Annotated in this window: 19 protein-coding genes; 9 read left to right on the forward strand and 10 right to left on the reverse strand. The window is 62.1% G+C overall.

Features of this window, described 5'->3' with window-relative positions; translation table 11 throughout:
* Positions 1–163 precede the first annotated feature (163 nt).
* Positions 164–2,155 (reverse strand): transglutaminase domain-containing protein, encoded by a 1,992-nt coding sequence (locus AXW84_RS04165; protein ID WP_162268242.1) that lies wholly within the window; start codon positions 2,153–2,155, stop codon positions 164–166.
* Between the two features lie 151 nt (positions 2,156–2,306).
* Complete coding sequence (locus AXW84_RS04170; protein WP_068229113.1) at positions 2,307–3,518, reverse strand: MFS transporter; 1,212 nt, start codon at positions 3,516–3,518, stop codon at positions 2,307–2,309.
* A 117-nt stretch (positions 3,519–3,635) separates the two neighbouring features.
* Between AXW84_RS04170 and AXW84_RS04175 the strand changes: the two genes are divergently transcribed.
* Positions 3,636–4,748 carry an SGNH/GDSL hydrolase family protein gene (locus tag AXW84_RS04175; protein ID WP_082773690.1) on the forward strand — a complete coding sequence of 371 codons (1,113 nt, stop codon included), beginning with the start codon at positions 3,636–3,638 and terminating at the stop codon, positions 4,746–4,748.
* A 122-nt stretch (positions 4,749–4,870) separates the two neighbouring features.
* Here AXW84_RS04175 and AXW84_RS23000 read toward each other — a convergent pair whose 3' ends face one another.
* Complete coding sequence (locus tag AXW84_RS23000; protein ID WP_071890966.1) at positions 4,871–5,158, reverse strand: hypothetical protein; 288 nt, start codon at positions 5,156–5,158, stop codon at positions 4,871–4,873.
* 851 nt (positions 5,159–6,009) lie between these two features.
* On the opposite strand from AXW84_RS23000, the gene AXW84_RS23865 reads away from it, so the two are divergent.
* The 3 genes from AXW84_RS23865 to AXW84_RS04190 all read left to right on the forward strand — a co-directional run bounded on the left by AXW84_RS23865 (position 6,010) and on the right by AXW84_RS04190 (position 8,351).
* Entirely contained in the window at positions 6,010–7,116 is a 1,107-nt protein-coding gene (locus AXW84_RS23865; RefSeq protein WP_082773691.1) for an exostosin domain-containing protein, read from the forward strand.
* Positions 7,117–7,393: 277 nt separating this feature from the next.
* Entirely contained in the window at positions 7,394–7,759 is a 366-nt protein-coding gene (locus AXW84_RS04185; protein WP_204248420.1) for a transposase, read from the forward strand.
* Positions 7,746–8,351, forward strand: a complete 606-nt coding sequence (locus AXW84_RS04190) for an IS630 family transposase (protein WP_071890971.1) — start codon at positions 7,746–7,748, stop codon at positions 8,349–8,351. Before AXW84_RS04185 ends, AXW84_RS04190 begins: the two co-directional genes overlap by 14 nt.
* A gap of 98 nt (positions 8,352–8,449) precedes the next feature.
* Here AXW84_RS04190 and AXW84_RS24460 read toward each other — a convergent pair whose 3' ends face one another.
* The 5 genes from AXW84_RS24460 to AXW84_RS04200 all read right to left on the reverse strand — a co-directional run bounded on the left by AXW84_RS24460 (position 8,450) and on the right by AXW84_RS04200 (position 10,234).
* The gene (locus AXW84_RS24460; RefSeq protein ID WP_157886803.1) at positions 8,450–9,130 is read right to left on the reverse strand and encodes a hypothetical protein; all 681 of its coding nucleotides are present in this window, start codon (positions 9,128–9,130) and stop codon (positions 8,450–8,452) included.
* Positions 9,131–9,289: 159 nt separating this feature from the next.
* Positions 9,290–9,445 carry a hypothetical protein gene (locus tag AXW84_RS24465; protein ID WP_157886804.1) on the reverse strand — a complete coding sequence of 52 codons (156 nt, stop codon included), beginning with the start codon at positions 9,443–9,445 and terminating at the stop codon, positions 9,290–9,292.
* A gap of 18 nt (positions 9,446–9,463) precedes the next feature.
* The gene (locus AXW84_RS24470; protein ID WP_157886805.1) at positions 9,464–9,688 is read right to left on the reverse strand and encodes a transposase; all 225 of its coding nucleotides are present in this window, start codon (positions 9,686–9,688) and stop codon (positions 9,464–9,466) included.
* Positions 9,689–9,698: 10 nt separating this feature from the next.
* Positions 9,699–9,851 (reverse strand): hypothetical protein, encoded by a 153-nt coding sequence (locus AXW84_RS24475; protein ID WP_157886806.1) that lies wholly within the window; start codon positions 9,849–9,851, stop codon positions 9,699–9,701.
* On the reverse strand, positions 9,848–10,234 hold the full coding sequence (locus AXW84_RS04200) for a helix-turn-helix domain-containing protein (protein ID WP_068229127.1): 387 nt from the start codon (positions 10,232–10,234) through the stop codon (positions 9,848–9,850). Before AXW84_RS04200 ends, AXW84_RS24475 begins: the two co-directional genes overlap by 4 nt.
* 136 nt (positions 10,235–10,370) lie before the next feature.
* On the opposite strand from AXW84_RS04200, the gene AXW84_RS04205 reads away from it, so the two are divergent.
* The 3 genes from AXW84_RS04205 to AXW84_RS04215 all read left to right on the forward strand — a co-directional run bounded on the left by AXW84_RS04205 (position 10,371) and on the right by AXW84_RS04215 (position 14,172).
* A complete protein-coding gene (locus AXW84_RS04205; protein ID WP_082773692.1) occupies positions 10,371–12,254 on the forward strand; it encodes an ABC transporter ATP-binding protein in 1,884 nt (627 codons plus the stop codon).
* A 55-nt stretch (positions 12,255–12,309) separates the two neighbouring features.
* Complete coding sequence (locus AXW84_RS04210) at positions 12,310–13,230, forward strand: cation diffusion facilitator family transporter (RefSeq protein WP_068229130.1); 921 nt, start codon at positions 12,310–12,312, stop codon at positions 13,228–13,230.
* Between the two features lie 291 nt (positions 13,231–13,521).
* Positions 13,522–14,172, forward strand: coding sequence for a DUF4136 domain-containing protein (locus AXW84_RS04215; protein ID WP_068229133.1), 651 nt, complete (start codon positions 13,522–13,524; stop codon positions 14,170–14,172).
* 2 nt (positions 14,173–14,174) lie between these two features.
* On the opposite strand, the gene AXW84_RS04220 is transcribed toward AXW84_RS04215, so the two are convergent.
* Positions 14,175–15,158, reverse strand: coding sequence for an XdhC family protein (locus AXW84_RS04220; protein ID WP_068229136.1), 984 nt, complete (start codon positions 15,156–15,158; stop codon positions 14,175–14,177).
* Positions 15,159–15,354: 196 nt separating this feature from the next.
* Positions 15,355–16,203 (reverse strand): factor-independent urate hydroxylase, encoded by an 849-nt coding sequence (gene pucL, locus AXW84_RS04225; RefSeq protein WP_068229139.1) that lies wholly within the window; start codon positions 16,201–16,203, stop codon positions 15,355–15,357.
* Between the two features lie 61 nt (positions 16,204–16,264).
* On the opposite strand from pucL, the gene allB reads away from it, so the two are divergent.
* Positions 16,265–17,596 (forward strand): allantoinase AllB, encoded by a 1,332-nt coding sequence (allB, locus tag AXW84_RS04230; protein ID WP_068229142.1) that lies wholly within the window; start codon positions 16,265–16,267, stop codon positions 17,594–17,596.
* A 66-nt stretch (positions 17,597–17,662) separates the two neighbouring features.
* Positions 17,663–18,928 carry a Zn-dependent hydrolase gene (locus AXW84_RS04235; RefSeq protein WP_068229145.1) on the forward strand — a complete coding sequence of 422 codons (1,266 nt, stop codon included), beginning with the start codon at positions 17,663–17,665 and terminating at the stop codon, positions 18,926–18,928.
* Positions 18,929–18,989: the final 61 nt, after the last annotated feature.

An 18,989-nucleotide genomic window follows, 5' to 3' on the forward strand; every position in this document is an offset into this window, starting at 1 on the left:
ATGTCTGCTGCTCAGCTAATCAGGATTACTGCTTGCAGTAGAGATGCTTCGGCAAGCTCAGCATGACGGTCAATTTTGCTTTCCAAAAGGCTTAAAAATATGGGGCCCCGAAGGAGTATAATTTGCTTGGCGGTACAGCCACGCGGCCCGATTAGCCGCCGCGCTAGGCCTTCTTCTTGATGACGAGCTTCTCGGCCTGTTTCTCCAGCATGAGGCGGTAGAACTCGCGCAGGTGCGTGTATTCGGCGGCCGAGTACACGGGCTTGCGCAAGGCCAGGCGGCTGGTGAAGTTGACGGTGCTGCCGATGGTGGCCACGTTGAAGAGGTAGCGGCCGCCGCTGTCGGGCAGGTCGATGATGGCGTTTTTGGGGGTTTCGGCCAGCTCGTAGCCGGCGGGCAGGGTGAGGGCCACGAGCAGCGTTTCCTCCTGCGGGGCCCCAAAGTCGACGGGGAAGCTCCGGTCTTCCTGGGTGAAGGGGTTCTGGCCGTCCAGGAATTCGCGCAGCGGGCTCAGGTACAAGGTGCCGGCCGGGGCCCCGTCGTCGGCCGCGCGGGTGAAGGCGTAGTCCAAGGCCAGGGGTTTCTGCACGTCGTCGCGCGCGCCCACGGCCAGCGGGGCCAGGGCCCAGGCCGCGTGCTGGTGGGCCAGCTGGGCGGCGTACTTCTTCTCGCCGAGCCGGGCCAGCTCCTCGCGGGCGTCGGCCCCGGCGTAGCCCGCGTACTCCTCGTGCACCTGGCCGGCGAGGCCGCCCTGGGCGTCCAGCGTCAGGCGCGCCTGGCGGAAGTGCGCGTGGCGCTGGCTGGGGCGCAGGTCCACCCAGCGGCCGTCGGCCGCGCCGGGCCCCGGCGCAATGAGGCGGCCGGTTTGGTTGAGGCAGCGCTCGGGCAGCGTACCGCAGGGCAGGGCGGGGTCGGTGGCGTCCACCAGCAGGTCGTGGCCGTCGGCGTCGGTCACCAGGGCCACCACGTAGTTAAACTTGTCGAGCAGCGGGTACGTCTGGCTCACGCGGCCGTGGCCCCGGGTGCTCAGCAGCACGGGCTGGGCGGGCAGGCCGGCCTGGCGCAAGGCGGCAATGAGCAATAGGTTCACGTCGGCCGCGGTGCCGCTGTGGGCGTCGTAGGCCTTGCGCAGGCTGGCCTCGGTGGCGTAGCGGTTGGTGCCGTTGTAGCGCACGGCGGCCATGATGGTCTGGCGCACGGCAGCGGCGCGGGCAGCGGGGTCGGGGTACTGGGCGGCCAGGGCCCCCATTTGATCCTTCAGAAAGCCGCCGCGCTCCAGCTGCTGGCCGAAGTTGTCGTCGGCCAGCAGGCGGGCGTTGATTTTGGCCCAGCTGTCGGTCAGGTCGCGGTATGGCTGCTCAGGCCACTGCTCGCCCACCAGCTGGAAGTCGATGCGCGCCTCGTAATCGGCCGCCGTGGTGGTGTAGGCTTCCTCGCGCAGGGGCGGCACGTTTTGCATCGCCCACTGGTACTCTTCGGTGGGGGCCGACACCGTGAGCGAGCCGTTAGTCTGGCCTACCGAGAGGCTGCTAGACGCCAACTTATTGTCCACCAGCAGCGTGGTCTTGCCCACGGTGGACCGGTCCACGGCCAGTGGCTGGCCGCCCTGCCTGATAATTTTGTACTTGTAAAACACCGGAATGCTGGTACGGTACTCGCTCCAACGCACCGGGTAGGGCCCCTGAAACACCCAGTTCTGGAAGTTGAACAGGAAGTCCGACGAGAGCGTATAAGCGTACTCCACCACGGCGCCCTCGCGCACGCTGGGCAGCGTGAAGCGGCGCACGTTGATGCGGGGGCTGCGCTTTTCGAGGAACACGCCAGTGGCGTCGAGCTTGGTTTTTTGCACCTGCCCTCCCACCAGGTTGTAGGTGAAGCCGCGCAGGTTGGTGATTTCCTCCTGGTCGCCGTCGCGGTGGTAAAGCGGGATTTCGACGGTGGCCGCGTCGTAGCCTGATTTCTTGAGAATCTTCACCCGCGTCACCCGCTCGAACACCACCCGGAAGCCGTCGCGGTAGCCCACCAGGCGCGAGCGGCCGTAGTCGCACAGCACCACGGCCCCGGCGGCGCTGTCGGCCACAAATGGGGCCGCGGTCAAATCCTTGGCGTCGATTTGCCCAAACTTAACAGGCTCCGTTTGGGCGTGGGCGGCCACCGCGCCACCCAATAATAGAACTATAGCACTACAGCGTATTAGTAAAGATAGGAACATCCAGAAAAAGCAGAAAAAAGAAGGAAAGGGCGGTTAAAACTACCGCCTTTGCCCAAACTTCCCGCATTCTTCATCTAGCTTTTTCCAGTCTTTTTTACGCCGCGCGGGCTGGCACCGGGGCCGGGCGCCGCAATAGCAAAAACGCCAGGGCCCCCAGCACGCTGGCCAGGCTGGCGGCGTGCACCCACGGCAGGCGGCCAGGCTGGTTATCAAACACCCAGCCCGCCAGCAGGGCCCCCACGCCGATGCCGGTTTCGAGGGCAATGTACATGGTGGCCACGCCGCGGCCCCGGCGCTCGGGGTGGCTCAGGTCGATGGTCCAGGCGTAGAGCGTGGGCGAGTTCAGGCCCGTGCCCAGCCCAAACACCACCGCCCCGGCCAGAAACACCGGCACCGACGGGGCCCAGACCAGCAGCGCCAGCCCCGCGGCCAACACGCCCGCCGACCACCGCAGCACCGCCACCCGGCCGTAGGTATCCGACGACTTGCCCGCCACCAGCCGCACCGCCAGCGAGGCCACCGTGAAGCAGATGTAGAACAAGCCCTTGGTGGGCCCCGCCAGGCCCAGCAGCCGGCTCTGGTCGGGTATCACCGTCAGCACCGCCCCGTAGGGAAACATGCACAGCAACGTCACCAAGGCCGGCGCAAACACCTGGGGCTCCAGTACTTCGCTCCAATTTAGCCTGAGCAGCGAGAAGCTAAAGCGCTGGCGCTGGGCCTGGGGCAGCGTTTCGGTGAGGGTGCCTTGCACCAGCAGCGAGAGCAGCGCCAACCCGCTGGAGCAGTAGAACATGACGTTCAATGAGTAGTGCTGGGCCACCCACGAGCCGAAGGCCGGGCCGGCGGCCATGCCCAGGCTGCCCGTCACGCCGAGCAGGCCCATGGCCTCGCCCCGCCGCGCCACGGGCACCATGTCGGCGATGAAGGCTGCCGTGCCCGTGGGCTTGAAGCCCGTGCTGAACCCATGCAGCAGCCGCAGCCCCAAAAAGCCCGTGACCGTGAGCGCAAACGGGTAGAAAAACCCGCAGATGAAGCAAACCAGCGACCCGAACACCATCACCGGAATGCGCCCCACCGTGTCGGCTAGCTTGCCGCTAAACGGCCGGCTCAGCCCCGCCGTGACGGTGAACAGCGCGATGATGAAGCCTTTGTACTCGCCCCCGCCCAGCCGCGTCAGGTGGTCGGGCAGCTCGGGCAGCAGCAAGTTGAAGCTGGCAAAAAATAGGAACGAAGACAGGCACATCAGCCAGAAGCCAGCGGTGTACGGCCGGGTGGCGGGGGCAGCGGCAGCAGTAATGGGGGCCATAGGGCCCCAAAGGTCGGGCCCCGGGCGGAAGTTTGGTGTTACGCGCACTGGCCCGCCGTGCTACCTTCGCCGCCGTGCTCGGGGCCCCTCCCCGCGGCCACGGCCGCCCGCTTCACAATGAGAATGCTCAACAAGTACGTACTCCTCGCTTTTTGTGGCCTGGGCCTGAGTGCCGCGCCCGCCGCCGTGCCTGCCAAGGGTCCCAGCACCCTGCCCGCCACCGCCTTGCCGGCCTACGGCCGCTACCGCCTCACCGCGGCGGGGCAGTTGGAGCTCATCAGCTCGGCGGTGCACTTCGGGTTCAGCTTCGAGGGCACGCAGTGTGAAATATTTGCGTCCCTGCCGGGCGCTGATGACCACAACTACCTGCAATACGAGCTGGACGGTGTGTATCAGCGCCGCCTGCGCATCGATGGCAACGCAAAAACCCCGCTGGTGCTAACGGCCCCCAGCCCGGGCCGGCACACGGTGTGGGTGTACAAGGCCACCGAGGCCCACACGGGACCCATCTTCATCCAGAAAATCACGGGTCAGCGGGTGAAAGCCTTGCGCGAGCCGGCCGCGCCGCTCATCGAGTTCATCGGCAACAGCATCACCTGCGGCGCGGCTATGGATGCGTCGGAAGTGCCCTGCGGCACCGGCGCCTACCACGACCAGCACAACGCCTACCAGGCCTACGGGCCCCGGGTGGCCCGGGCCCTGAAAACGCGCTTCATGCTGAGCAGCGTCAGCGGCATCGGGGCCTATCGCAACTGGAACAGCGATGGGCCCACCATGCCCCAAGTGTATGAAAAAACGGATTTTCAGGAAGCCAGCCCTCAGCGTTGGGATTTTGCCACGTTCACGCCCATAGTTGTCAGCATCGCACTTGGCACCAACGACTTCAGCAACGGCGACGGCAAGCGCCCGCGCCTGCCCTTTGACAGTGCTCAGTTCGTGGGCCGCTACATCGACTTTGTGGGATTAGTGAAATCAAAGTACCCCCAAGCCCGCATCGCCCTGCTCAGCAGCCCGATGGTCAACGGCCAAAACCGCACGAAGCTGCAAAACTGCCTGACGGCCATCAAAACCCAAACCGAAGCCGGCCGTCCCGCCGATCCGCCCGTGGCCCTTTACTTCTTCCAGCCCATGCAAGCCCACGGCTGCGGCGGCCATCCCAACGTGGAAGACCACGCCATCCTGGCCAACGAGTTGGAGTCTTTTTTCCGCCCACTGGTAGCGGGGAAGTAAGTTTTAGCACTGCGGGAGTGCCCTAGCCTATTTACAGCTAGACGGTGTTGTGTGTTTGTGAGCAAATTAAGCATATTGGCTTTGGAAAGCATAATTCCAACAAAGGCCAAGTTATGGAGTCGCTACAAACTCACAACCATGCGTTTGTAGCTGGCGCTCCAACTCAGGTTGTGCTCCGTCTCCCAGCGACGGGGCACCAGTGCAACGCCGTGTTTGGCTTGCCTGAGCTTCACAAGTTGCAAGCCAACGTGGTGCTCCTGTGCCGGCGTGTCGCCGGTGTATTCTTGGTTGGTGTAGGCCAGCGTAACGCTTTGACCGGACGCGAGCTGTACTTTTTCAGCCAATAGGCCTACCTGGGCCCGCTCTTGTTGGTTGGCTGGTATCACGGCGGCGGCCAGCCGGCCATACATCTAGCGTGTCGACGGCCGCGTGCACCTTGCTGCCTTTGCGCCGCTTGGCCCCGTCGTAACTGGCACGGGAACCGCTTTTCGGGGTGCTCAGTAGTGTGTGCGAGTTAAACACCACCGCACTGGGTCCGGCGGGGTAGGGCTTGATCAGCCGTAGCACTTAACACAAATCGTCGGTCAGCGCCTGGAAAGACGCGCGCCTCGCGCCCGCGGGACCATTGCTGGTAACGCGGGGCCCACGGGGGTAAATTGTGGGGGAGGAACCCCGCTAATTGCAGCCCGTGCGAATTACGTAGCGCAAAGCCTTAAATAATTCGCACGGTGGGTACTAACGTTGCCCCGCATCTTCGCGCACTAATAGTAAATACGGCAATTAGACAGGATCATCCGTCGTCGGTCACGTCGCTGGGGTGAGCACGACCAGTCATTTCTACACCCATCGATTTCGCTCACAAATGCATAACATAGTGTAGCTATAGCAACGATATTCGTAACTGAGACGGTTGTAAAAATAATATCGTTTTAAAGCTATTTAGATATAAAATGTGCTATGTTGCTAAGGTTCGTAATCGTTTGTATACCAATAAGAAGATAAAAATATTCACTAATCCGTTCGTAGTGTACTGGTTAAAACGTTTGCAACAAACCTTACATTTGCTTATGCGTAATAAGCTTCGTTCGTCCTTTTTGTAGGAAAGCGCGTTGGTTTGTTCTAAAATTTATATTGCTTTACTCGGAAAAATTATAAATATTTTAATATTATATTAAATTGATTTTATTAATATTGATCATTAAAATATATTTATATATTTCCCACTTATACTAAAGCTCTAGAACTTTTAAACGATATAAACATGAAACTAAAACTTTATACGGATCTGAGCCTTTTAAATAAAGGCGAACCCGTTGAACTGTTGATTCCTTTTATCGGAAATTTTGAAGCGGATGCTGAGTCAATTCGGCACGGCAGATACGATGATTTCTTGAACTTAGGGAAGTCGTTTCTGGAACTAACAAGTATCGAGGAATGTGATGCCTGCTTGTTGCCAATATTTTATGATGTAATTAGTGATCAGTCAAAATTTGAAGAAGCGATAAGCGGATTTATAGAAGAGGTAGAGAGGGCAGGAAAAAAAATATTAATTTTTGTTGGCCATGACGTTTTGGAAATTAATATTCCGGTTAAGAATGCAATTATATTTAACAGTGCAATAAGTAAATCGAAACAAGCTGTCAATGTCTACCCTTGGCCACATTTCTTCGAAGATTTCTTAGAAAGATATAGTAATGGCGAACTTAAGTTACGAAATAAAAATGTTAAACCAGTTGTAGGTTTTTGCGGTTACGCGCCTCCCCTAAACATTAAAATGGGTAGGGAAAAGATAGTTGGAATTGCAAAACTGGTTGCTAACTATGCCGGAATACTGCAAAAGTACCCAGATAGAATTTCCCACTCGTACCGGGCAAGGGCAATAATAGGTCTGCAAAAAGCAACGACGATTATCCCTAATTTTAGATTAAAAAGTAATTTTGCTTTCGGTCCTAAGGGTATGAATACCGGGGATACCGCAGAAAGCAATGAAGATTTCAGAACTAAATTCGTCGAAAATATAATAGAAAGTGATTATACTTTATGTGTTCGTGGTTTAGGAAATAATTCGGTCCGTTTTTTTGAGACGCTATGCTGCGGAAGAATTCCTGTATTTGTAAATACGGATAGCACTTTGCCTTTTGATAATCTAATTGATTGGAAAAGTCTTTGTGTTTGGGTAGAAGAAAAGGATATAGATAGAATAGCCGATGCCGTGGTTAAATTTCATGACAATATTTCGGAAAAGGATTTTATCGATTTGCAAAAAAGGCTCAGGGAAATATGGGAGGAATACCTGACACCTATTGGGTTTTTTAAAAGGTTAGGGTTTTTTATTAATCAAGAGTCTGCTGTCTGTAGTAATGCTTGATAGATAATAGTCTATTCGTTGTGTTAAGCGCAAAAAGATACCGGAGCAGCGTTTTGGATCGGTGCGAAAATTAGTTCGGTACTGATCAAAGACTTCTTGGGCCTAAACTTTTATGCAAGTCAGATCTTGCTATTAGCTAATCATGAGATTTCACGTCCACACTTTGATTTAAGAATATTCTATTATTGTTTGTTGATTTATATAAATTATAAATAATATATTATAGCGGATTCGCGAACAGTTCAGCCATTATCGACTGACGGCCGTAGGCGGGTGTATGCATCCGTACTCGCTTGATTTACGCACCCGCGTGGCCGCGGCCTGCCAGCAGCCCGGGGCCCAAAAGGCGGCCGTAGCCCGGCATTTCGGCGTAAGCCGCTCTTTCGTCAAGGACCTGGTGCGCCGCCAGGCCGCCACCGGCGCCCTGGCGCCCAAACCAGCCACGGGCGGGCGCGCCCGCTACCTCGACGCGGCGGCCCGGGCTTGGCTGGTCGCGTATGTGCGGCAGCACCCGGACGCGACGCTGGCCGAAGTAAACCGCGCTTGGCAGACCAGCGGCGGGCGGCCCGTGGGCCAGACCTGTATCTGGCAGGTGCTGGAGGAGCACGACTTACGACGAAAAAAAAAGCCTGCACGCGGCTGAGCGGGACACCGAGCGGGTACGCACGGCCCGTCATCAGCACGTCGACCAGGTCTGCACCCGGCCGGACGTGGCGCGCTTTCACTTCCTGGACGAAACGGGCCTGCGCCTGGACTATGCCCGTACCCACGGCCGCGCCATCGGCGGACGGCGCGTGGGCGGGGCCGTACCGCTGCGGCGCGGCTCGTCGCTGACGCTCATCGGGGCGCTATCCGTACGCGGCTTGGGCGCGGTGCAAGTGCTAAAAGGGGCGCTCCCCCAGCGTAGCTTCGCCTTGTACGTGGCCCATTGCCTGGCCCCCACCCTGCGCCCGGGCGACGTACTGGTACTCGACAACCTGGCTGTGCATAAGATTGGCGGGCTGCGCGCGTGGCTGGCCGGGCGCGGCGTAGAGGTGCTGTTCCTGCCACCCTACTCGCCTGACTTTTCCCCTGTCGAACAGGCCTGGAGCAAGCTCAAAACCAAGTTGCGCGCCTGCGTGGCCCGCTCGTACGAAGCCCTGCAAGCGGCCCTGCGTGAAGCGGTCGACTGGATTACCGGTCAAGACGCCCGAAACTGGTTTGACCACTGCGGTTACCACACCCAACCCTCCTAAAAAGTGGGCGAACCGTTCGCGAATCCGCTATATATATTCGAAATAAACGCAGTCAATTTATTTCGCTACTAAATATTGAGCATTGCGAAAGTCATAAATCATGGGCGTACATCTGTAAATGTGCCCTTAATGGTGCTGCGTTTGTCGGATTCATCGCCTAAGCGCGTTCCGTGGAACGTGCCGGAATATCCTCCGCGCGGCGTTGGGGTTAGCGTACCGCGTAGATGGGCACTGTAGTTGGTGCCAATTACTACTGAGTTTTCCACGTAAGTATACGTGAGTACGGTAGCTCTGTATCCTGAGATTGGTGCGCCAGTCGGCTTGGCGTAGCTAACGATGAAGGAACCGTCGCCGGGGCGGGGAGAGCGCCCCACGATGATGGTGAGTACATCGGTACCATCGGGTTGCCCCCCTTTATACACTGCCCTGGTTGGCACTTGGCTAATATGGCCTTCGCGCTTGTAACGGGCGGTGCTTGGCTCCCGTGTTAATAGTTCTTGGTTAGCTGAACACGCTGCTAAGATGGGTAATAGTGCCAAAGGCAAGAGGCAATGCTTGAGCATAAATTTGATTTTGTAAAGGGCTGGTTTGAATGGCATTGCGTGTTTTCTTTTATTGCTTAGATGTTGTCTAAGGAAAGTTGGAGATGGTTTAAGAATAGGTAGAATTTTTGATAATGCAGCATGCTCGCGGACGCACATAAATTGACCGAAATATACTTGGGTATTGTTTAGCTGGTCTTTGGCGCCTGAAGACATTTTCGTTGCGCAGCTTCTCATGTTAGGTTGGTGATGGTGGGAAAGCAGCGGTAGTGCGCACTGTATAATAGGCTTTTGGCTATTGAGGGGGATGAAACTATTGCTTTGAGTAAGCAATGGTTTAGGTGCCGTTTTTTAAATTTATACATTTAGATAGTACAGGCTAGAGCAGATTCGTAGTCAGTGTACATGATAGCCGCAGTGGTGAAACCAATTTATGGCATCTTCCTCGTTAATCCAGCCCAGGGCGGCCCGCACGGCGTCGGTCAGGGCCTGCCGGGTGCGGGCCTGGGCCGTGCGCAGGAAGGTTTTAAGCTTGCTAAAGGCCAATTCCACCGGCGTAAAGTCGGGCGACTAGGGCGGCAGGAACAAGAGACGGGCGCCGCGCTTTTCCACCAATTCGGCCCGGCCCGGGGCTTTGTGCACGCGCAGGTTGTCGAGCACGGCCACGTCGCCGGGTGCCAGCGTGGGCCCCGGCACCTGGTCGAGGTAGACGGCAAAGGCGGCCGTATCGACGGCCCCGTTCAGTTCCATGACCGCCTCGACGCCCTGGGTCGTGCAGGCGGCAATCACCGTCACGTTCGGGCCGCTATGCAGCGGCCCGGGCCACCTGCCGGCCGCCCGGGGCGCGGCCGTAGCGGCGGGTGTAAGTCAGGTTCGCGCTGGTTTCGTCCACGAACTTGAACCGGGTCACGTCCTGGCCCGGCAACGCTTCGAGAAAGTCCCGGCGCAGCTGCTTCACCCGTTCGGTGTCGCGCTCGGCGGCGTGGACACTCTTTTTTGGCGCCGCAAATGCAGGGCCTGCAGGCCCTGCCAGAGGGTGGTGCGCCCCACCGCCGGGCCACCGCTGGCCGCCAGGTGCCCGCGCAACTCGTCGAGCGTCGCATCGGGCTGCCGGGCCACGCAGGCCGCCAGGGGGGGGCGGGCGTCGGCGTCGGGCAGCGGCGACGGACCGCCCCGGTGGGGCAAGGCCGCCAGTGAGCCGCTCGTACGCTGGCGCTTGAGCAGTTTGTTGACAAACGAAAGCGACACGCTGAACCGGACAGCTACTTGGCTGATGGAGGTATTGCCCGCCGCACAGGCGGCCGCTATTCGTTCGCGTAAATCGGGTGAGTACGGTTTCATGCTGCAAAAAAAACCCTGCCTGTAGACCCTGACCACGAAACCGCTCTAAGTTAGAATAATCCGGTAAGGCCACGACTGTGCCCTGCCAAAACGGCGGCCCGTGCCTTCCGGCCCCAACCTTGCCCGGGGCCCGGTAATGCTTGACTTTCTGAAAAATATCTCCGCCAAAAATCCGAACGGCGGCCGGGGCCCCGAGAAGCCTGCCGTGAGCGTGCGCGAGCGGGTGGGGGCCCTGCGCCACCTGCCGGCCTTCCTCAAACTTATCTGGTACACCAGCCCGGCCCTCACGGTGGGCAACGTGCTGCTGCGCTTGCTACGCGCCGCGCTGCCGCTGGCTACGCTCTACGTGGGCAAACTCATCCTCGACGACGTGGTGCAGCTCACGCGGCTGCCCGCCGCCGACCGGGCCCTGGGGCCCGTGGGGGCCCTGGTGGCCCTGGAGTTTGGCCTCGTGCTGCTGGCCGACGCCTCGGGCCGCGCCGTGGCCCTGCTTGATTCGCTACTCGGCGACCTGTTTGCCAACGCCTCCTCCATCCGCCTCATGGAGCACGCCGCCGAGCTGGACCTGGACCAGTTCGAGGACAGCACTTTTTACGACAAGCTGGAGCGCGCGCGCCGCCAGACGCTCTCGCGCTCGGTGCTGATGAGCCAGGTGCTGGCCCAGGGCCAGGACGCCGTGACGCTCGTGCTGCTGGCTGCCGGGCTGGTGGCCTTCCAGCCGTGGCTGCTGGGGCTGCTGCTGCTGGCTGTGGTGCCGGCCTTCCTCGGCGAGAGCCACTTCAACGAGCGCAGCTACTCGCTGAGCCACTCCTGGACGCCCGAGCGCCGCGAGCTGGACTACCTGCGCCAGACCGGGGCCTCCGACGAAACGGCCAAGGAGGTAAAAATCTTTGGCCTTTCCGCTTTCCTGGTGGACCGCTTCCGCACGCTTTCCGACCAGTTTTACGCCCAAAACAAGGGCCTGGCGCTGCGGCGGGCCGGCTGGGGCACGGTGTTCGCGGCGGTGGGCGCGGCCGGCTACTACGGGGCTTACGTCTACATTTTGGCGCGGGCCGTGGCCGGGCAAATCTCCATCGGGCAGCTTACCTTTCTGGCCGGTTCGTTTGCGCGGCTCCGGGGCCTGCTCGAAGGCATTTTGAGCCGCTTCAGCTCGGTGGCCGATGGGGCCTTGTACTTACAGGATTTCTTTGATTTCTTTGCCCTGCGGCCGAAAATCACGCGCCAAGCGGTGGGCGTCGAAACGGCCCGGCCGTTCCCGCGCCCCATTCAGCAGGGGTTTCAGTTTGAAAACGTCGGGTTCCAGTACAAGAATGGTACAAAATGGGCCATTCGCAACCTCTCGTTTGCGCTGCGGGCCAGCGAAAAGCTGGCGCTGGTGGGCGAGAACGGGGCCGGCAAAACCACGCTCGTCAAGCTCCTGGCCCGCCTCTACGACCCCGCCGAAGGCCGCATCCTGCTCGACGGCCACGATTTGCGCGAGTACGACCCCGCCGAGCTGCGCCAGGAAATTGGCGTCATCTTCCAGGATTTTGTGCGCTTCCAGCTGCCGGCCGGCCAGAACCTGGCCGTGGGCCGCATCGACCAGCGCGACAACCAGTCCCGCATCGAAACCGCCGCCCACCAAAGCCTCGCCGATTCGGTAATTGCCAAGCTGCCCGGCGGCTACGACCAGATGATTGGCCGCCGCTTCAACGGCGGCGTGGACCTGAGCGGCGGCGAATGGCAAAAAATCGCCCTCGGCCGCGCCTACATGCGCGACGCCCAGCTCCTGATCCTCGACGAGCCTACCGCCGCCCTCGACGCCCGCGCCGAGTTTGAAGTCTTCGAGCGCTTCAAGGAGCTGACCCAGGGCAAAACTGCCGTCCTCATCAGCCACCGCTTCAGCACCGTGCGTATGGCCGACCGCATCCTGGTCATCGAAAACGGCCAGTTCGTGGAGATTGGCTCCCACGAAGAGCTGCTGGCTAAGGGCGGCCGCTACGCCGAGCTGTTTGCGCTGCAAGCCGCCGGCTACCGGTAGGGCCCCAGCCGCGTTAAAGGCGCCAGCGGCCGGTAGCCGCGCTAATCAGAAACGCATGGCATCTTCTAATACGGCGCTTTACACAGCGCTGGCGGCCAACCTGGGCATTGCCGCTACCAAGTTTGTGGCCGCCGGCATCACGGGCAGCTCGGCCATGCTTTCCGAGGGCATCCACTCGCTCGTTGATACCGGCAACGAGTTGCTGCTGCTGCTGGGCCTGCGCCGCAGCCAGCGCCCGCCCGACGAGCACCGGCCCTTCGGCTACGGCCGCGAGCAGTATTTCTGGTCGTACGTGGTGGCGCTGCTGATTTTTGCGGTCGGCGGCGGCCTGTCCTTTTACGAAGGCGTGACCCACCTGCGGCACCCCGAGCCGATGAAGGACCCGTTTTGGAACTACATCGTGCTGGGCATCGCCTTTGCCCTGGATGGCTACTCGCTGCGCACCGCCTGGCGCGCCTTCAACGCGCAGCGGGGCGCGCAGTCGTTTTGGGCCGCCCTGAAAAGCAGCAAGGACGCCGCCACGTTTACGGTGCTTTTTGAGGACGCCTCCGACGTACTAGGGCTGGTCATTGCCTTTTTTGGCGTGTTCCTGGGCCATATGCTGAACAACCCGTACTTCGACGGCGGGGCGTCCATCCTCATCGGGCTGCTGCTGATGGGCGTGGCCGGGGCCCTGGCCGCCCAAAGCAAGAGCTTGCTGCTGGGCGAAGGCGTGAACGCCGCCACCCGCCGCCGCCTCGTGGCCCTCACCGAGGCCGACGCGGCTGTGGCGAAGGCCATGCGCATCGCTACCATCTACCTGGGCCCCGAGGAAATCACGCTGGTGCAGGGCGTCGCCTTCCGCCCCGACCTGACGACGGCCGCCATCACCGAGGCCATCGGGCGCATCCACGCCGCCATCAAGCAGGAATTCCCGGCCGTGAAGCACGCCTACATGCAGCCCGTGGCCCTGGCCGAAACCGGCACCGCGGCCTAGCTCTCGGCGCTGGTTTCGGCGAAGAAAACCGGCCAGCCGGCAAATGAAATGGCGGCGTCTGGGGGCCCCGGGTGCGGGCTTGGGCGGGCGCGGCCCGGCCCACCAGGCCCGGTGGGCTTCGCGGAGAGAGCCAAAAGGGGATGCCCGGGGCCCCAAAACGGTACCCGGGGCCCCGGGCGAGCGGCCGGAGGTAGTGCCTGTATTATGAATGCGTTATGTATGCGGCGGTGCGTGGAAATTGGGTGAGGTTTTGTAACTTGGAAGTCCAATCTTCTTTTCCTCCCATTTGAAATGAAATTTACCCTTGCTTTTTGGCTGGGCTGCCTGCTGGCGGCCGGCTTGCTACCGGGCTGCATTGCGGCACGCGAAGCCCGCGTCGAGTCGGACTACAGCTACGGCGGCCGGTTCCGGCGCTACCGCTCCTACAGTTTCATCACCGGCACGGGCCTGTCCGCCGACACCAGCCACCTGGGCGAAACCCTGCGCGACGCCATCCGGCAGCGCATGCGCAGCCAGGGCTACCGCCCGGCGCGCGGCACCAACCGCCCCGATTTGCTGGTGAGCTTCCGCATTTTTGAGGGCGACATGCACTTCCACGGCTTCAACCAGGAGGAGCTGACCACGTGGGTGAAAAATAACGACGCCGAGGAGGACGAAACCCCCGATGAGCAGCGCCACGTGTACCAGCCCGTGCGCCTGCTGCTGGCCGAGGGCACGCTGCTCGTCACCCTCATCGACGCCAAAACCAACCGCGCCGTCTGGAACGGCTACGCCTCGGGCGTAACCGTGCCCGAGGGCCTGCGCGGCGAGGTGGTGCTCGTGCGCTCGGTGCGCTCCATCTTCGACCGCTACCGCATCTTCACGGAAAACTACTTCCAGGGCGGCAATGTGGACGGCTCGGCCAACGGCGGCGGGGGCGAGGCCGACGGCGAGAAGCCGTAGCGCTACTGGCCGGCTCCCGGGGCCCCATTCCGCACCGCAATCAGCTCGGCGGCCACGCTCACGGCAATTTCCGCGGGCGTGCGGCTGCCAATGGGCACACCGATGGGCCCCCGCAGCCGGGCCAACTCGGTGGCCGGAAAGCCTTCTTCGGCCAGCACGCGGCGCAGCTCGGCCACTTTGGCGGCGCTGCCCATCACGCCCAAGTAGCAGCACTGGTGGCCCAGCAGCTGGCGCAGGGCCACGGCGTCGGTGCGGTAGCCTACGGTCATCACCACCACGTAGCGGTGGGGCCCCGGGGGCACGGCGGCGGCCAACGCCTCGTAGCTGCCCAGCACGTGGCGGTGGTGGGCGTCGTCGTTGGCGGCCAGCGTGGGCAGGTCGGGGCGGTCGTCGAGCACGGTAATTTCAAAATCCAGGGCCCCGGCGGCCCGCGCCAGGGCCCGGCTCACGTGCCCGCCCCCCACGATGGTGAGCTGGTCGCGGAACCCCAGCTGCTCGCGGTAGCGCCAGCCGGGCCCCGGCTGGTAATCGTAGAACGTGGCCGGGGCCCCGGGCAGCACCCGCAGGCCGCCGGCTTCGCTCAGTTCAAACGCCCCACTGCCCAGGGCCCCCAGGGCCGCTTCGATGGCCGCCACGGCCGGCAAATCGGCGGGGGTGAGGGGCCACAGCAGCACCTCCTGCTCGCCCGAGCACATCATGCCCGAGCGGTCGGCCGGGGCCCCCAGCCGGTGCACCTGGGGGCGCAGCATCGGCGCGGCGTCGCCGGCCCGCAGGCGCTGGCGGGCCAGCTCCACCCACTTATGCTCCATGATGCCGCCGCCGATGGAACCCGCCGTGGCCGCGTCCGTCACGGCCATTTTGAAGCCCTGGCGGCCGGGGCTGCTGCCTTCGCTCCGCAGCACGCACAGCAGCGCCGCCGGTTGGCCGGCCCGCAAAGCGGCGGCCGCCAGGGCCCAAGCAGGCAAGTCGCGGGGAGGGAAGGGCATTTTTACTGAGATGGAAATGGGAGTAATGTGGGAGATGTGAAAATCCTATTGAACGTCAGGCAGAGCGCAGCGAAGCATCTCTACTGTGGCAGTAATCATAATTAGTTACGCGGTAAAGATGCTTCGCTGCGCTCTGCCTGACGTTCAATAGAACTACTCAATAGCTTCATTTCCAAATTGTATCCACATTAAGAAATCACTCCCGCACCACCGTGCCGGTGATGTAGCCAAACGGCGCGTCCGTCGCCACAAATACTTCGTTGGTGTTGGCTTGGCCGAAGGGCTCCAGGTTGAAGGGAACGTGGTGCTTGTTGGGCATGACGAGGCTGATTTCCTTGACTAGCTCGTTCTCTTTCAGGATGTTTTCGCCGATGGCGAAGAGCGTGTGCTGCACCGACAGGCTATGGTGGCCGGCAAACGTGCGCAGCAGGTTGGTGCGGATTTGCTGGTACTGGGCCTCAAAATCGAGGTCGGCGGTGGTGTATTCCCACTCGGCCTCGCACTCGGTGGCCAGGATGCGGTCGGTGGTTTCGGGCAGCACCGTGAACTCGTCTTTGGGGTAGCCCACGAAGCCCGAACCGGCGGTTTTGAGCAGCAGCAGGCCTTTCAAACCGGCGTACACAGTGGGTGGGGCCCCGCCGGCGCGCAGCACCACCACGGCGCGGCGCTTCTCCGAGCCGCCGGTGAAGGCGTGCGGGTGGCTGTGGCCGTCGAACACCATGCGCTGGTACAAGTGCTCCACGATTTCGATGCGCGCCTGGTGCACCTGCGGGTTGCGGCTCACGAAATGCCGCGCCAGTACCAGTCCAAACGCCTCGATGGGGCCCGTGAAATGCTCCTTGGCTAGGGCGTACACGGTATTCTTCTGGGTGTCGGTGGGCAGAATCAAGGCGTTGTCGCCCAGCGTATGGGCCGTTTCGAAGTCGCCCGTCAGCTGCACGCTCACCGATACCTGGCGGAACTCGTGGTGGCCGGCGTGGCGGATGACGCGCGACAGATTCACGGCGTTTTTGCCGTAGGCGTTGGCGGCGAGTTTAATGGGCATGGCGCGTAGCTTGCGGGGCGAAAAAAGGAGCGGCAAGATAGTCGCCCGCCGCCACCGCCCGATGGATATAACCCTGAAAAGTACCGCCGTCGTTACGCCCGCCGGCCAGCGCCCGGCCCTGGTGGTGCTGCGCGGCGGCCGCATCGCCGACGTGCTGCCCGTGGGGGCCCCCGTGGCCGGCCCCGTGCTCGACCTGGGCGACGCCGCCATCTTGCCCGGCGTCATCGACCCGCACGTGCACCTCAACGAGCCCGGCCGCACCGCTTGGGAGGGCTTCGATACCGGCACCCGTGCCGCGCTGGCCGGCGGCATTACCACGCTGGTGGACATGCCATTGAACTCGGCGCCGGTCACTACATCGGTCGAAAGCCTGCGCCTGAAGCAAGCCGCCACCGCGGGCCAGCTGCACACCAACGTGGGCTTCTGGGGCGGCATCGTGCCGGGCAACGCGGCCGAAGTGGGGCCCCTGATTGCGGCCGGCGTGCTGGGTTTCAAGGCCTTTCTGACGCATTCGGGCATCGACGATTTTCCGAACGCCACCGAGGCGGATTTGCGGCGCGTAATGCCGCTGCTGGCCCACCACGGCCTGCCGCTGCTGGTGCATTGCGAGCTATCCGAAGACAACGACGACTGGAAAAGCGGCGATACCCGGTCGTACCAAAACTACCTGGCCTCGCGCCCCAAAAACTGGGAAGACAAGGCTATTGCGCTGATGGTTCGGCTGTGCGCCGAGTTTGGGGGCCCCGTGCACATTGTGCACCTGTCGTCGGCCAACTCCTTGGCAGTCATTGCCGAAGCCAAGGCCCACGGCCTGCCCATCACCGTGGAAACCGGCCAGCACTACCTGTTTTTCAACGCCGAGGACATCGCCGACGGCCAGACGCAGTTCAAGTGCGCGCCGCCCATCCGCGAGCGGGCCAACAACGAGCAGCTGTGGGGGGCCCTGCAAAGCGGCCTCATCGACTTCGTGGCCACCGACCACTCGCCCGCCCCGCCCGCCCTCAAGCAACTCGCCAGCGGCGATTTCGCCAGCGCCTGGGGCGGCATCGCCTCGCTCCAGCTGGCCCTGCCCGTGCTGTGGACGGCCGCCAAAACGCGCGGCGCCACGCTGCCCGACCTGGCCCGCTGGCTGAGTGCGAACCCCGCCCGGCTCATCGGCCAGGCGCACCGCAAGGGCCAGATTGTCAAAGGCTACGACGCCGACCTGCTGGTGCTGGCCCCCGATATGCAGTTCACCGTGACTGAGGCGCTGCTGCACCACCGCCACAAGGTTTCGCCTTACCTGGGCCGCACGCTGGCGGGCGTGGTCACGCACACGTTCCTGGCCGGCGAGGAAGTGTTTCGCCACCCCGATTTCCTACACCTCAACCGCGGGCAGCTGCTGAGCCGCTAGGGGCCCATGTTTGCGGCCCGTCGCGCGGAGGCGCTACGCTTCAAGCTTCTTACAATACTTTCTTAAATGACCGATTATCAAACCCGCACCGCCCACGTCCTCGCCCGCATTGAGGAATTGGCGGCCATCAGCGAAGACGATACCGGCGCCACTGTGACGCGCACCTTCGGCACGCCGGCTTTTGTGCGCGGGCGCGATTTGGTGCAAAGGTGGTTTGAAGCCGCGGGCCTGGAAACGCGCCTCGACGGCATCGGCAACCTGCGCGGGCGGTGGGCCAGCCGGCGCCCCGGGGCCCAAACCTTCGTGCTGGCTTCGCATATCGACACGGTGGTGAATGCCGGCAAGTACGATGGGCCCCTGGGCGTGCTGATGGCGCTGAATCTGGTGGAAAATATTATTCAGCAACAAGTTGACTTGCCGTTTAACCTGGAGCTGATGGCCTTCAGCGACGAGGAAGGCGTGCGTTTTCACACTACCTACTTGGGCAGCAAGGTCGTCACCGGCGCCTTCGACCCCGCGCTGCTGGCCAGAACCGATGCCCAGGGCATTACCCTGGCCCAGGCCATTGCCGCGATGGGCGGCGACGCCGCGCAAATTCCCGCCGGGGCCCTGCCCGCCGCCGAGTGGCTAGGCTACTTCGAGCTGCACATCGAGCAGGGCCCCGTGCTGTGGGAAAGTGGCGTGCCGGTAGCGCTCGTCACGGCCCTGGCCGGGCAGCAGCGCGTGGAACTGGCCTGGCAGGGCATGGCCGGCCACGCCGGCACCGTGCCCATGGCCCGCCGCCAGGATGCGCTGGCCGCCGCCGCCGAGTTTGTGCTCGCCGCCGAGGCCTTCGCGCTGGCCCACGGCCGCGGCCTGGTGGCCACGGTGGGCCAGCTGCGCATTGCCCATTCGGCCAGCAACGTCATTCCCGGCCACGTGGTGCACAGCCTCGACCTGCGCAGCCCCAACGCCGGCGAGCTGGCGGCGGCCTACGGGGCCCTGCACGCGCAAGCTGCGGCCATTGCCGACCAGCGCGGCTTGGCACTCGATTGGCAGCTGGTGCAAGCCACCGCGCCCGTGGCCTGCGACGCGGGCCTGAACGAGCTGCTGGCCCAGGCCATTGCCGCCAGCGGCTACCCCGTAGTGCGGCTGGTGAGCGGCGCCGGCCACGACGCGGGGCCCGCGTCGGCGGTGGCGCCGGCCACCATGCTGTTCATCCGCTGCTACAAAGGCATCAGCCACAACCCCTTGGAGAACGTGGAAGCGGCCGACGTGGCGGCGGCCCTGGAGGTAGCCGAACGCTTTATTTTTGAATTAAAAATTAAAAATGAAGAATTAAAAATGGTTTGAAACAGCGAGCCCGTGGCCGCCCAAGCGCCAGCTTTGCCTAAACCAGCCACCCGTTCTCACC

Origin of the sequence: Hymenobacter sp. PAMC 26628 (assembly GCF_001562275.1) — a bacterium.
Taxonomy (GTDB): Bacteria; Bacteroidota; Bacteroidia; order Cytophagales; family Hymenobacteraceae; genus Hymenobacter.